This is a genomic window from Desulfoluna sp. CLI2B, assembly GCF_056847375.1.
This window is the reverse complement of the sequence record NZ_CP186557.1, coordinates 1312733-1326772: the sequence shown is the minus strand read 5'-3', so window position 1 is coordinate 1326772 and position 14040 is coordinate 1312733. Positions and strand designations below refer to the sequence as shown.

At 61.0% G+C, this 14040-nt stretch carries 11 protein-coding genes; 9 read left to right on the top strand and 2 right to left on the bottom strand.

Annotation, left to right across the window (positions count from 1 at the left end; genetic code table 11):
* Nucleotides 1–189: 189 nt before the first annotated feature.
* The 4 genes from trpC to trpA all read left to right on the top strand — a co-directional run bounded on the left by trpC (nt 190) and on the right by trpA (nt 3805).
* Nucleotides 190–981 (top strand): indole-3-glycerol phosphate synthase TrpC, encoded by a 792-nt coding sequence (trpC, locus tag ACOYW2_RS06485; protein WP_482769832.1) that lies wholly within the window; start codon nt 190–192, stop codon nt 979–981.
* Between the two features lie 169 nt (nt 982–1150).
* Nucleotides 1151–1831: a phosphoribosylanthranilate isomerase gene (locus tag ACOYW2_RS06480; RefSeq protein ID WP_482769831.1), complete on the top strand. Its 681-nt coding sequence runs from the start codon at nt 1151–1153 to the stop codon at nt 1829–1831.
* On the top strand, nt 1806–3011 hold the full coding sequence (gene trpB, locus ACOYW2_RS06475; RefSeq protein ID WP_482769830.1) for a tryptophan synthase subunit beta: 1206 nt from the start codon (nt 1806–1808) through the stop codon (nt 3009–3011). The genes ACOYW2_RS06480 and trpB overlap by 26 nt, the downstream gene beginning before the upstream one ends.
* On the top strand, nt 3011–3805 hold the full coding sequence (trpA, locus tag ACOYW2_RS06470; protein WP_482769829.1) for a tryptophan synthase subunit alpha: 795 nt from the start codon (nt 3011–3013) through the stop codon (nt 3803–3805). Before trpB ends, trpA begins: the two co-directional genes overlap by 1 nt.
* Before the next feature lie 417 nt (nt 3806–4222).
* Here trpA and ACOYW2_RS06465 read toward each other — a convergent pair whose 3' ends face one another.
* Entirely contained in the window at nt 4223–4867 is a 645-nt protein-coding gene (locus ACOYW2_RS06465; protein WP_482769828.1) for an NAD(P)H-binding protein, read from the bottom strand.
* Nucleotides 4868–4989: 122 nt separating this feature from the next.
* Nucleotides 4990–5622 carry an NAD(P)/FAD-dependent oxidoreductase gene (locus ACOYW2_RS06460; protein WP_482769827.1) on the bottom strand — a complete coding sequence of 211 codons (633 nt, stop codon included), beginning with the start codon at nt 5620–5622 and terminating at the stop codon, nt 4990–4992.
* A gap of 474 nt (nt 5623–6096) precedes the next feature.
* On the opposite strand from ACOYW2_RS06460, the gene ACOYW2_RS06455 reads away from it, so the two are divergent.
* From ACOYW2_RS06455 to nrfD, 5 genes are all read left to right on the top strand, one after another.
* Nucleotides 6097–9162, top strand: coding sequence for a two-component regulator propeller domain-containing protein (locus ACOYW2_RS06455; protein WP_482769826.1), 3066 nt, complete (start codon nt 6097–6099; stop codon nt 9160–9162).
* Nucleotides 9163–9476: 314 nt separating this feature from the next.
* Complete coding sequence (locus ACOYW2_RS06450) at nt 9477–10898, top strand: molybdopterin-dependent oxidoreductase (protein WP_482769825.1); 1422 nt, start codon at nt 9477–9479, stop codon at nt 10896–10898.
* Nucleotides 10789–12051 carry a molybdopterin dinucleotide binding domain-containing protein gene (locus ACOYW2_RS06445; protein WP_482769824.1) on the top strand — a complete coding sequence of 421 codons (1263 nt, stop codon included), beginning with the start codon at nt 10789–10791 and terminating at the stop codon, nt 12049–12051. The genes ACOYW2_RS06450 and ACOYW2_RS06445 overlap by 110 nt, the downstream gene beginning before the upstream one ends.
* A 4-nt stretch (nt 12052–12055) precedes the next feature.
* On the top strand, nt 12056–12784 hold the full coding sequence (locus tag ACOYW2_RS06440) for a 4Fe-4S dicluster domain-containing protein (RefSeq protein ID WP_482769823.1): 729 nt from the start codon (nt 12056–12058) through the stop codon (nt 12782–12784).
* Entirely contained in the window at nt 12781–13929 is a 1149-nt protein-coding gene (gene nrfD, locus ACOYW2_RS06435; RefSeq protein WP_482769822.1) for an NrfD/PsrC family molybdoenzyme membrane anchor subunit, read from the top strand. Before ACOYW2_RS06440 ends, nrfD begins: the two co-directional genes overlap by 4 nt.
* The last annotated feature ends 111 nt before the right edge of the window (nt 13930–14040 follow it).

The window sequence follows — 14040 nt, the reverse complement described above, 5'->3', positions numbered from 1 at the left end:
CCTCCGGCAGCAAGGTGTACCACCTTGAAAGCAGGATGCGGATGCTCTTTGCCCCTCGTTCCTCGGGTCAAATCACATCCGCCTTTAAACCGACATTGATTCACCAAGAGCATTTAAGACCTATTTGTTAAACTTTTTTAAAAGCTTAGCCCCCGACAGGGCCGCCGGAGGCAAAGAGGGTTAAAAAACATGAGCGGATTTTTAGAGACCATCGTCACCCATGTGAAGGGCGTGGTGGCGCAGAGCAAAACCAGGGTTTCCATGGCGGACATGCGGCGTGCCGCTGAAGCGCCCCGGGTGGTGAGGCCCTTTCGAAGGGCACTGGAGGAAAAAACCGTGGCGGTCATTGCCGAGGTCAAACGGGCCTCTCCCTCCAAGGGAGACATCGACCTCGATCTGGACGCGGCCCAGACGGCCCGGCGGTATGAGCAGGGAGGGGCCGCTGCCCTGAGCGTGCTCACCGAAGAGACATTTTTCAAAGGAAGCCTGGGTGACCTCAGGGCGGCCCGGCAGGCCGTTGCTCTTCCGGTGTTGCGCAAGGAGTTCATTGTGGACCCGTACCAGCTTTACGAAACCGCGGCAGCAGGGGCCGACGCCGTGCTCCTCATCGCCCGGATTCTTTCCCCCTCGCAGCTGGGGGACTTCATGGCCCTGGCCTCGGAGCTTCGCCTGGAAGCCCTGGTGGAGGTCTTTGACGAGGCCGACATCGAGAAAGTGGCCCCCTTTGCCCCGCCCCTGGTGGGCATCAACAACCGCAACCTGAAGAGCTTTGAGACGGACACCACCCGGGCCGGGCGACTGAGCGGCCACCTGCCTTCGGGCACCACGGTGGTGGCGGCCTCGGGCATCAAAGAGACCGAGGACATCCGGCGCCATCTGAAGACCGGGATCTCCTCCTTTCTGGTGGGGGAAAGCCTGGTAAGGGCCGAGGACTCCGTCGGGTTGCTCCGGTTGTGGTGTGACGTGAAGGATGAAGGGTGAAAGATCGACAGGAACGGAACGTCGCACTCCGATGCGGTTTTTCAGTTCGTCGTTACACGTGCCGCACAGGAGTGCGGCGCTCCAGGGGCCAAAGGCCTGTTTGTCATTTTTTCTTTAAACGTGGCCGTCGAAGGCAATTTTGAACTGAATAGTTACAATGGAAAACACCATGCACACCCCTCGCATTAAAATCTGTGGATTGACATCCCCTTCGGAGGCGGCCTTTTGCGCAGAAGCCGGAGCCCATGCCGTGGGCCTGGTCTTTTTTCCCAAGAGCCCGCGCAACGTGAGCCCGTTGCAGGCTCGTGAGATCACCCGGGAGTTGCCGCCTGAGGTGGCTTCGGTGGGGGTTTTTGTGAACGCGTCCTTTGAGACCGTCATGGCCGTTTCGGAAACGGCCGGGCTTTCCGCGGTGCAGCTCCACGGCAACGAGCCGCCGGAGCTGGCCGAAGCCCTCCATGGCCAGGGGCTTACCGTGCTCAAGGCCTTTTACGTCACCGCCACGCCGCTCATGGAACGCGCTTCGGCGTACCCGTCGGCCACGGCCCTGGTGGAGTGGGGCAAGGGAGTCCTGCCCGGGGGAAACGCCCTGGCCTGGGGGGACGAGACCCCGCCCCTTCCCCGGTGCAGCCCCCTGGTCATTGCCGGGGGCCTGGGCCCTGACAGCGTGGCCGATATCATCCGGCGTTTCCGGCCCGACGGGGTGGATGTGAGCTCCGGCGTGGAGACGGAACCCGGAAAAAAATCCTTTGATAAAATACAAAAATTCATACGGATCGTGGGCCAATGCCAGGTTCCCGGTCCCATAAAGGAGCCTTTTAGACATGACGAACCAAAATCCCCCCAATAACCTGGGCCATTTCGGCCCCTTCGGCGGCATGTACGCCGGTGAGACCCTCATGAGCGCCCTTTTGGAGCTGCGGGAGGGTTACGAAAAGATCAAAACCGACGCAGCCTTCCAAAAGGAGCTGGACAGCCTCCTTGCCACCTACGTGGGCCGCCCCACGCCCCTCTTTTTTGCACGGCGCCTCACCGAGCACGCGGGCGGCGCCCGCATCTATTTAAAACGGGAAGACCTGGCCCACACCGGCGCCCACAAGATCAACAACACCGTGGGCCAGGCCCTTCTGGCCAAGTGGATGGGCAAAAAACGGCTCATCGCCGAAACCGGCGCAGGCCAGCACGGCGTGGCCACGGCCACCACCGCGGCCCTTTTCGGCATGGACTGCACGGTCTTCATGGGGGAAGAGGACATCCGTCGCCAGGCCCCAAACGTCCGCCGCATGGAGCTGCTGGGGGCCGAGGTGGTCTCGGTTTCTTCGGGGTCGGGGACCCTGAAAGACGCCATGAACGAGGCCATGCGCCACTGGTCCTCCACCGTGGAAGACACCTTTTACGTCATCGGCTCCGTGGCCGGGCCCCACCCCTACCCCAGCATGGTCCGGGACTTCCAGCGGATCATCGGCCTGGAGACCAAAAGCCAGATCCGGGAAGTCGAAGGCCGGCTGCCCGACCTCATCGTGGCCTGCATCGGGGGAGGCTCCAACGCCATGGGCATCTTTCACCCCTTTGTGGACGACCCCGAGGTGGCCCTCCTCGGCGTGGAAGCCGCAGGGGAAGGCATCGACACCGACAAACACGCGGCCACCCTGAGCAAGGGCACCGTAGGCGTCCTCCACGGCTCCAAAAGCTACGTGCTCCAGGACGACGACGGACAGGTCCTGGAAGCCCACTCCGTCTCCGCCGGGCTGGACTACCCCGGGGTGGGCCCGGAGCACGCCCTGTTCAAGGAGACCGGGCGGGTCACCTACGACTCGGCTACGGACGAAGAGGCGATACACGCCTTTAAAACCATGTGCAAACTGGAAGGGATCATCCCGGCCCTGGAGAGCTCCCATGCCCTGGCCATGGGCATCCGAAAAGCAGGGGAGATGGGCAAGGACAAGGTGATTGTCATCAACCTTTCCGGCAGGGGGGATAAAGACATGGCCAGCGTGGCCGACTACGATGCAAAACGGGAGGGGATGTAATGAAGCGGATTGACGATCGATTCGAACAACTGAAAGAAAAGGGCGAAAAGGCCCTGGTGGGATTTGTCACGGCCTGCGACCCGGACTACGACACCTCCCTGGCCCTCATCAAAGAGATGTGCGATGCAGGCCTCGATGTCCTGGAGCTGGGGATCCCCTTTTCCGATCCCACGGCCGACGGCCCGGTGATCCAGCGCTCTTCGGAGCGGGCCCTTCAAAACGGGGCAACGGTTAGGCGCATCCTGGAATTGGTGGAGGCCATCCGGGACTTTACGGATATCCCCGTGATCCTCTTCTCCTACACCAACCCCCTTCTGGCCTTCGGCTACGAAGCCTTTGCCCGAAGCGCGGCCAAGGCCGGTGCCGACGGGGTCCTTGTGGTGGACATGCCCCCCGAAGAGTCCGATGAGCTGAACCGCGCCCTGGAAGCAGAGTCCATGAGCCTTATTCGCCTCATGGCCCCCACCACGGACGGCCAGCGCGCCCCCATGGTGGCAGGCGCTGCCTCGGGCTTTCTCTACCTCATCTCCATGGTGGGAGTCACCGGCAGCGGCGGCCTCGACGCCAACGCCGTGGAAGCCCTCTACACCAGGGTAAAGGCCCTGAGCCCCGTGCCCGTGTGCGTGGGCTTCGGCATCTCCACACCTGACGACGTGGGCGCCATCGCCCGCTTTGCCGACGGCGTGGTCATCGGCAGCGCCTTTGAGCGCCTCATCGAAACCAACCTGGACAACCCGAAACTCCCCACCCTCATCGGCGACCAGACCCGAGCCTACAAAGCCCGGACCAGATAAAACCAACAAGCAGCCTCCGGCGGGCAGGGGATAAATCCCCTGCACCCCAGGTTCGCAAATGCTCCGTCCCTTCGTTCCTCAGGGACGGAGCATTTGCTGACGGGCTTCGCCCGTGTTGAATACGGAAGGTATCGAACAATAAACCGTATCAGGGAATCTCTCGTTCCCAGGCTCTGCCTGGGAATGAGACACGGAGGCTCTGCCTCCACGATTGAGATCGTTTCACCCAATGATTTTTATCCACGATGCCGCTTTGCTTCACACCGGCAGGTCGGAACCCGGAAACAAAAAAAAGAAAACCATATTGCCATTGCACGTCGTCCCTCAGAAAAAAGTGCAATGAGATTTACACGGACTTGTGCCGCCTCATGGTGCTCTCCCGACACCTGTTGTTCCCTATTCACTACTAACCATTCACTATTTACCCACCAACGCCTTCCCCCCATACACCCTCACCCCTTCCCCCGGCTCTTTGATCACCGAATGAATCGTTTCGGCAACGGTATCGGCATGGACGGGACGGTAGGCGGCGGGAAGCAGAAACGAAACCGGGGAGAGTAACCGCGCGGCCAGGGATTCCCCGAACCGGGTCTCCCCGCGATCCCCCATAAGAAGGGAGGGGCGCAGGATATGGCAGGCGGCATACCCGAGGGCCGTCACCCGCTTTTCCATCTCCCCTTTGGTGCGAAGATAGTGGGAAGAGGCTGTGGCAGAGGCCCCCACGCTGGAGATCACCACCAGGGTCCGGGCGCCGCACCGGAGGCCATAGGCAGCGGCAGCTTCGGTGTAGAGGCAGTCCACCTCAAAGAGCCGCTCTTTGCTCCCCGCCTTTTTCAAGGTGGTCCCCAGGGCGCAGACCATGACGTCCACCCGGCAGGACGGGGCCAGGGAATCCAGGGCGTTAAAATCCGCCACAAGGGAGGTCACCTTGTCATGGGACTCAAGCTCGGAAACGGCCCGCCGCCCCAGAAGCACGATCTTTTCAATCCCGGAGTCGCCAACGGCCCGCTTAAAAAACGCACCGCCCACAAGGCCCGTGGCCCCAGCCATCATCACCTGCATACGCCCTCCTTGTTCGTTTTGGTTAAGGGACAACACAACGCCCAAAAAAGCCTCCGGCGGCCCTGCCGGGGGCCAAACGTTTAAAAAGTTTGACAAACAGGTTTTACGTACATTGTTTCAGGCTACGCTTCCAGGAAAGCCTTGAGCTCGTCTACGCCCTTACGGGTCACAAGACGGGCGGAGCGCTCCATCTTTCGCGCGTTCTCCGTATAGTACTCAAGGGCTTTGAGGGTCCATGCGATCACCTCGTCGTCGGTGAGGCCCTCGGCAATGACATCGCCGATACGGGGACGCCCACCGGCGTTGCCGCCGAAGACCAGGGTCCATCCGGATTTCTTCCCGAAAATACCCACATCCCGGAGGTATCCTTCACTGCAGTTGAAGGCACAACCGGAGACCCCGACCTTTACCTTGCCTGGAAATACCCGGTCTGCCAAGGCCTTACCCAGTTTTTCCGAAAGTCCCAGGGAGTCCTGACAGGCGTATTTGCAGCTTCGCCGCCCCGGGCAGGACTGAAGGGTATGGGGGCCGGTCTTCACACCCACGGGCTTGGGCATGGCTCCCCCGAGTTCCGCCAAAAGGGCCGGGGCCTCCTCTTTTTCAACGCCGTAGAGTTTCAGCCTCTGGGCAGCCGTGATCTTGATGGTTTCCACATTGTATTTTTTCGCCACAGCTGCGATCTCTTCCAGTCGATCCGGGGTGGTCATCCCCAGGGGAGACCCCGGGACGACAACGCCTATTTTTGAATCACTCATGCTCTTCACTGGTCCTGATTTTTATGTTGGATGGATGTCACGCCGCCGGAAAGCCCAAAGGCCCGGCAGCACCTGAATCACGGGTTTTACTACGTCCCGTGCACCGTGTATACATCTAAAATTGTTATCATAACGTTCACCCAAACTTTCGGGCCCCACATTCTACCCCCGGTAAGGCGCCCCCCGAAAGCAATCCACAGAAAAAAAGCTCACTCATTCCTCAATTTTCAATCATCCTCAATTCAAGTTCTTTCCTGGAAAACCGATATGAACCGTGGGGCATCACACAGCGCCCACGTGCTGTTCGTTTTGTCACGATTCAGCTCAAAAACAGCCCCTATGATCAAATATATAAAAAGCCGCCTCTGACGGAGGCAGCTCTGATAGTGACCGTCTTTTAAGGCTTGCCACCATGCAGCCGAAGGCCAGGGCGGATGCGCCGGTTCACCCGGGAGCACGCCGCGGAGACTTTGTTTGTTTTATTTATCTGAATATTTCACCATGCGGTCCTCACTCCGGGTCATCTGCCTGGGACTCTTTTTTTGCCTGGCCGCCCTGACCACGGCTTACGGGGGCACGCCCACCCTTCTCTTTCGTCACATCGATGAAACCGACGGCCTCCCGGACAATACCGTCTTCCAGATCATGCAGGACCATAATGGTGCCATGTGGTTCGGCACCCGCAACGGGGTGGCCCGGTACGACGGCGTTACCATGGGGGTCTTCCAAAACGACCTGGACAACCCGAAGAGCCTCTCCCACAACGATGCCGGCGGCGTTATCGAAGACCGGGAGGGCGCTGTCTGGGTTCGCACATGGGGGGGCGGGCTCAACCGCATCGACCCGGATACGGGTGAGGCAGTGGTGTTCCGACACGATCCGTCCAATCCCCGGAGCCTCAGTGAAGACCGGATCCAGATCCACTACGAAGACTCCCACGGGGCGATCTGGGCCGGCAGCTTCAGCTCCGGCCTCAACCGTTTCGACAAAGAGACCGCCGACTTTACCCGGTTTACAGCCGACAACGGGCCTGGTGCCATCAGCCACAACCGCATCTGGTCCATTGCCGAATCCCGGGACCGCACCCTCTGGGTCGGCACCGAGAGGGGCTTGAACCGCTTCAACCGGGCCGATGAAACCTTCACCGCCTTTCGGCACGATCCCCAGGTCCCCGCCTCCCTTCCCCACGATCAAATCCGCACCCTCTACCCGGCCGGGGGATCCGCCCTTTGGGTCGGCACCGCCCAAGGATTTCGCCTCTTTGACCCGGACCAGGGTCGTTGCGTGCCCTTTCCCGGCATGGACGGGCTTCCGCCGGAGGCTGACGGCACCATCAACACCCTCTACGACGACGGCCGCACCCTGTGGGTAGGTACCCAAAATCACGGTCTCCTCATCCTGGACCTTGAGACTGGCCGATCCACCCTGCACCAGAACGTGCCGTACCTTGACGGCTCCCTCTCCCACAATGACATCCGGTGGATCCTTGAGGACCGTTCCGGCGTCATCTGGATCGGAACCCGCGGAGGCGGGGTCAACACACTGAGCAAAACCCTGTATCGGATGCAGCTCTTCCTGCCCGGGTACTCCGGGAACGACATCCCCAACTCCGTCCATGCCGTGGCCACCGACAGCGACGGAACCCTCTGGACGGGGAGCTGGTACACCGGCCTCAAAAAGTCATCCCCGGGACAAAACCGATACGAGGCGACAGAAAACGGCCCCCCTCCCCTGGGCCCGGGTAGCCTGGACATCAACGCCCTCTCCCCGGCACCGGACGGCTCCCTCTGGATCGGCACCTGGGGCGCCGGCCTCCTCCTCAGAGACCGCCTTACCGGGGCGTACATCCCCTGGGGCGACAAGCCTCCGGCACAGGACACCCGGATCATCACTGCCCTGAGTACAAAAACCTCCGGTGTCGTCTGGGCAGGAACCCGCAACCGCGGTCTGTTCCGCCATGACCTGAAAACCGGTGACGTCAAGCGGTTCGGCAAAGGGCCCGCCTCTCAGCAAGGCCTCAGCAGCAACACCGTCCACGCCCTTGTGGAAGCCAGTGGAAACACCTTGTGGGTGGGCACCGATATGGGGCTGAACCGCATCGACCAGGACGGAAAGCGGGTCACCCAGTTTCACCACCGCAAAGGGGCGGCAGAGAGCCTGTCCAACAACATCGTCACCTGCCTTGCCACAACCCCCAACGGAGCGATCTGGGTCGGAACCTACAAGGGGCTTAACCGCCTCAACCCCGAGACCGAAACCGTCCGGTCCTACTTCAAGGAGGACGGCCTCTCCGGGGACATCATAAAAAGCATCCTCTTCGACGGCAGAAGGCGCCTTTGGGTGGCCACGGAAAGGGGCCTCTCCGCCCTGGACATCAAAACCGGGGCCATCTCCCGCTTTCCCATGCCCCTGCGGTTCGTGCAGGGAGCGGCCCACCGCTCCCCGGACGGCAACCTGATCTTCGGAGGGGAAAACGGCTGCCTTCTCTTTGCGCCGGGCGAAATCCCCATGAGCCACCCCACGGGCTCCATTCACCTGACCGGGCTTGTGCTCAACGGCACCCCGGTCCATCCGGGGAGCCCCGAAGGCAACCGCATCAACCTGGGGGCTTCCCTGGACAAAACCCAGGGCATCACCCTGACGCACCAGGAAAACAACCTCACCCTCTCCTTTGCCCTCCACGACTTCAACAGCCCCTCGGAGAACCGTTACAAGTACAAGCTCACAGGATACGACGCCTCCTGGGTGGAGGCAGGCAACACCCCCACGGCACGATACTCCCACCTGCCCCCCGGCACCTACCAATTTCAGGTCATGGCCTCGGGGAGCCACGGCACCTGGAACCGTGACCATGGGGGCCTGGAGATACGGATTACCCCACCGTTCTGGCAGCAGGCCTCCTTTCGCGCGGCAATCTGCCTGGCCCTGGCCGGTTTCATCGGCCTGCGGATCACCACCGCCCGAAAGCGCACCCGGAAGCTGACGCAGCTCGTGGCCCAAAGGACGGAAGAACTTGAGGCCCAGGCCCGTCGGTTGGAACAACTCTCCCTCACCGACCCCCTTACGGAGTTGCCGAACCGAAGGGGCGTTGAAAAACGAAAACGGGAACTCCACTCCCGGGCCAGACGTTACCAAAGCCCCTATGCCCTGGTCCTGGCCGACCTGGATCACTTCAAGGGGATCAACGACACCTGCGGCCACGACTGCGGAGATTATATCCTTCAGCGAGTCAGCAGGCTCCTGGAGTCCAACCTCAGGGCCCACGACATCCTGGGTCGCTGGACCGGTCAGCAGTTCATCCTCCTGCTCCCGGACACCACCGGAGAAGACGCAGAGACCATGGCGGAACGCCTCCGCAACCGCATCGCCTCCTCCCTGTTCGACTGGAAGGGCACCTACCTCACCGTCACCCTGACCTTGGGGGTCACGGACTGCACTGCCTCGGAGACCTTTGAACACAATGTCAGCAGGGCCGACGCGGCCCTCTGCAAAGGCAAACACATGGGACGAAACCGGGTGGTCTTTGCAAAGTCGGGATAAACACGAGGCCATCGACCTCCCAGGACGACGGGTTGCTCCATGCCCGTCGGTCCCAAAAAATCAACCGGGCATGGATGCACCACACAATTCCATGCTACTATGAACAAGTTCACTGACGGAGCCCTTCCGTGCAAGGGCCCCAACACCGCACACCAAACCTGATCCGTCCACCGCACCTCTTTTATCCAGGCTCCCTGCACCCTTTCGCCCCCCCCCCTTTGGTTCGATGCACCCGGCCATGCGCCATGCGTCACTGCGTTCCCAAAAAAAGATTCATGACATATCCGGACTAACGCCATTCGGCGGAGGTAGCCATGAACACTCAGAAACACGCCATGATCGCCAAACTGATGTCAGACCTCAGCATGTCCAGAAGGCGTTTCCTCAAGGCATCTGCTGCCGGAGGCACCCTGCTGGCAACCGGCATGGGGCTGAAACCGGAACTCACGGCCCTTGCGGAGGCCCAGGACACGCCCCCGGAAGAGAAAGGCACCTGGCATGCCGGTACCTGCCAGGGATGCACCTCCTGGTGCTCCAAGCAGGTCTATGTCGTGGGCGACCGTGCGGTAAAGGTCAGGGGGAACCCCCACTCCAAGGTCTGCATGGGGGCCAGCTGTGTCCGGGCCCACATGGCCCTTCAGCAGGTCTATGACCCGGATCGCATCAAAACCCCCATGAAGCGCACCAACCCCAAAAAGGGGCGCCACGAAGACCCCGGCTTTGTCCCCATAACCTGGGACGAGGCCCTTGACACCCTGGCCGACAAGATCATGGAACTTCGCGATGCCGGTGAAACCCACAAATACATGCTCATGCGCGGCCGCTACACCTACATGCGGGATATCCTCTACGACCGCATGACCAAAATCATCGGCTCACCCAACAACATTTCCCACAGCGCCATCTGCGCAGAGGCGGAAAAATTCGGGTCTTACTACACGGAAGGATACTGGAGCTACCGGCAGTACGATGTCACAAAAGCCCGGTATGTCCTCATCTGGGGGGCCGACCCCCTGGCCGCCAACCGCCAGGTGCCCTTTTACACCAGCGTGTGGGGGGATGTGGTGGACCGGGCCCGGGTGGCGGTGGTGGAACCCCGGCTTTCGGCAACGGCGGGCAAGGCCGATGAATGGCTGCCCATCGTGCCGGGGCAGGACAGCGCCCTGGCCCTGGCCATCGCCCACGTCATCCTCGCCCGCGGGCTCTGGTCCAGGGAATTTGTGGGGGACTTCAAGGATGGCACCAACCGGTTCGTTCCGAGGCAGACCGTGGATGATTCGACCTTTGACGAAAAATTCACCCACGGGGTGGTCGCCTGGTGGAACCTTGAGGTCAAAGACCGGACCCCGGCGTGGGCGGCCGAAAAAACCGGCCTGCCCGAGGCGCAGATCCTCCGGGTGGCGGAAGATTTCGGCAAGGCAGCCCCCAGGGCCATCTCCTGGGTGGGGGGCGGGCCATCGATGCAGGTCCGGGGCGGATATGGCAGCATGGCCTGCCACGCCTTGAACGGCCTGGTGGGGGCCTGCGACAACGAGGGGGGCACCCTGGTCAGCAACAAGGAGTACACCAAAAAGTTCCCCAAGCCCGACGCCTTCATGGACGAGATCGCCAAGAAAGGGAACACACATGGATCAACGGGGCCGCTTGACGTTTCCCGCCCTGAAATCGGGCAAACCCGGCTCGGCCGTCCTCACCAACAACGCGGCGGACGGGATCCTCAACGAGGACCCCTATGAGATCAAGGTCGCCGTGGGCTACATGAACAACTTCACCTTCTCCTGCACCCAGCCCGACCGCTGGGAACGGGCCGTTGCCAAGATTCCCTTCGTGGCCCACCTCACCACCCACGCCTCGGAATTCTCCTGGTTTTCAGACATCCTCCTGCCCAACACCCATCACCTCTTTGAAAAATACGGGTACGTGAAATCCATCGCCAACGGCTACCGGCATGTCACCCTGATGCAGCCGGTGATCAAGCGCATCGGAGACTACAAAACCGATGAAACCGAGGTGCCCTGGCTGCTGGCGGAAAAGCTCTCCCAACGGGGATTCGACAACCTCTTGCGTCACTACAAAGAGTACCGGGACCCGGAAACCGGCAAAGAGCCGACCACCGCCGACGAGTTTTCCCTCTTCGCCCTGAAGTACGCCACCCAGTCCCTGTGGGACCCGGCCCAATACAAGGGGGGAGACAAATTCAACGGCTGGGAGGACTTTCTCAAAACCGGGGTCTGGAATTCCGATCCCTACCCCTACCGCAAGCGCTGGGGGAAAATGAAAACCGCCACGGGAAAATTCGAGTTTTACAGCGTCACCCTGAAAACCGCCCTTGAAAAGCACGCCAAAAACCACAAAACCACCGTCGATGAGGTCCTGACGGCCTGTAACTACGAAGCGCAAGGGGAGCACGCCTTTATCCCCCACCACGAAGACCCCTTCACCATCGGCGATGCCGCCACCTACCCCTTTGTGTTCGTGGATCACAAATCGCGGCTAAACCGGGAGGGGCGTTCGGCCAATTGCACCTGGTATTACGATTTCAAGGACCTGGACCCCGGTGATGAGCCCTGGCAGGACGTGGCCAAGATCAACCCCGCCGATGGAAAAAAAATCGGGGTGGAGTCCGGAGACAAGATTCGCATCACCTCCCCCACCGGCACCATCGAGTGCACGGCAAAGCTGTGGGAGGGGATCCGGCCGGGCACCGTCGCCAAATGCTTCGGACAGGGCCACTGGGCCTACGGCCGGGTGGCCACACGAGTGTTCGGGAAAACCCCCAGGGGCGGCAACAACAACGACCTGATCCCGGCCGAATACGACCGGTTGAGCGGCAGCACGGTCCGGCATGCCGGCACCCGCGTGAAAATCGAACGCATAGAGGAGGGATAACGCCATGCCACAATACGCCATGGTCATCGACCTTCAACGATGTGTGGGGTGTGGAGGCTGCAGCGTCGCCTGCCGAAACGAAAACAACGTACCGGACGGGATCTACTGGTCCAACAAAATCACCGAAACCGTCGGCACCTTTCCCGATGTCAGGTTCCATTACCTCCCCACCCTGTGCAACCACTGCGAAAACGCCCCGTGCGTCCGGGGTTGCCCCACCGGGGCCATGCACAAGCTTCCCAACGGCATCACCATGCACGACCCGGACAAATGCATCGGCTGCAAGTACTGTGAGTTCAACTGCCCCTACGGCGTCATCTATTTCAACTGGCGCAGCCCTCACCCCTCCTGGCGTCATACCGAACCGCTCATCGAAGGCGGCACCTTCTCCCCGTCGGAAGTAACGCAAAAAGCAGGGGGCAAGGCCATCCCCTATTACAACCCGGATCGGGAAGAGACCCAGCCCGGGATCCGTCCCAAAGGGGTGGTGGAGAAGTGCACCTTCTGTGATCACCGCGTGCAAAAAAAACTCCTGCCATACTGCGTGGAGGCCTGCCCGGCCGATGCACGGATCTTCGGAGACATCAGCGACCCCAAAAGCAAGGTCAGCAAGCTGTTGGGAAAATTCAAGCCCTTCAGGCTGAAAGAGCACCTGGGAACAAACCCGCGGGTCTTTTACATCCGGGGGTACGACCCGGCCCACTACGAGGCCTCCAAGGGGGGGTACAAATGAACGGGAAAAAAACAACCTACACAATCTGGCTGGGTGGGCTCGGAGCCTGTATCCTGGCGGGCCTGTACACCACGATAACCCTCTTTCGGGAGGGGCACTGGCTTTTTGCCGCCAACGATGTCGTCATCTGGACCCTTCCCCTGGGCATGTACATCTTCCTGGCCCTCAGCAGCTCTGGCCTCGCCATGCTCTCCGCGTTGCCGACCCTGTTCGGTATGGAGCGCCTGGCCCCGAGTTCAAAACGACTGGTGTTTCTCGCCCTGGCCACCCTCTGCGGGGCCTTTGTTGCCATCGCCCTGGAAATCGGGAATATCTGGAGCATGATCTACTTCATCATCTCCCCCAACCTGGCCTCCCCCATCTGGTGGATGGGCGCCCTTTATACCGCCGAGCTCCTGTTTCTCGCCGTGAAGCTCGGATGCCTTTATGCCGGGGACAGACAAAGCGCTCTGAGCAAAACCGCAGGCTCCCTCTCCTTTCTCTGTGCCATGGCGGCCCCCATGGTCCTGGGAGCCGTCTTCGGGACCACCGAGTCACGGGCGGTCTACTTCGGGCCCATGCACTCCATCTTCTACCTGGTCATGGCCCTTTTCAGCGGCACCGCCCTGTTTCTCCTCCACACCATGATATGCCACAGGCTGAAAACCGGCCGGTTCTCCCCATATCGCCCCGCTGTGGACGAGGTGTTTTACCGCCTGTTCGCCTGGTCGGCAGGGGCCGCCATTGTCATCACCGGGATAAAATCAGCCGTCGCCGCGTCAACCGTGATCCCGGAGTTCATGGCGCATCGCACCCTCAACACCCCCTTCGGGAGCCTGTTCGGGTTTCCCCTGGAGGCCATCATCGGCCTGGTTGTCCCCTTTGCCCTGATCATGAGCCCTGCTGTCCGCAAAACCGCCACCGGCACCCTAACGGCGGCCCTGATCGCCTGGGCCGGGTCCCTGGTCATCCACATGAAGATCCTCATCAACGGCCAGCGATTCCCCGTCGGCCCCAAGGCAGAGCAGTTCCCGGAGATTGTCACCTACGCCCCAAGCCCCTGGGAATGGCTGGTGGCCCTGTTTGCCATCTCGGTGATGCTGCTTCTCTACACCCTGGGTGAGCGGTATCTCAACCTGGGCACCGATGGCGCGGCCACCCGTTGAAAAAAGCATACCTCCGGCAGCGAGGTGAGCCACCTCGAAAGCTGCTGGTGGTGTGTACGAGTGATACGACAAGCCTTGAGGGGTCAGGATTCGTTATCGTAACTCGTGAAT